We start from the raw sequence: 274 nt of genomic DNA, 5'->3' as shown, positions 1-274 counted from the left end.
CATGCTTATGGTGATGTCACTCCTGCCGCAACAGCTGGTTTTGTCGGAACATCTGCGACTTTCACCTCGTTCGGAACCTCAATTGCGCGCGATACAGCGCTCATTGAAACCGGTTTTGATGTGCAGCTTAATCCGGCTACGATGCTTGGACTAAGCTATCAGGGACAATTCGGTTCAGGACTGACCCAGAATAGTGTGAATGCTAATCTGAGTGTGAAATTCTGATTTTTGTCTGACACCGCTGACGATAAAAGCGGTGTCAGTCACAACGATC

The 274-nt window shown here is 48.2% G+C and carries 1 protein-coding gene; it reads left to right on the top strand.

Annotated elements, in window-relative coordinates; all coding sequences use genetic code 11:
- Positions 1–225 (top strand): autotransporter domain-containing protein (locus HBA93_RS21090; protein ID WP_221724572.1); only part of this gene is annotated, 225 nt, incomplete at its 5' end.
- Positions 226–274 lie beyond the last annotated feature (49 nt).

It is taken from the genome of Ochrobactrum sp. SFR4 (assembly GCF_019730395.1).
Taxonomy (GTDB): Bacteria; Pseudomonadota; Alphaproteobacteria; order Rhizobiales; family Rhizobiaceae; genus Pseudochrobactrum.
This window is presented reverse-complemented; position numbering and strand designations above follow the sequence as displayed.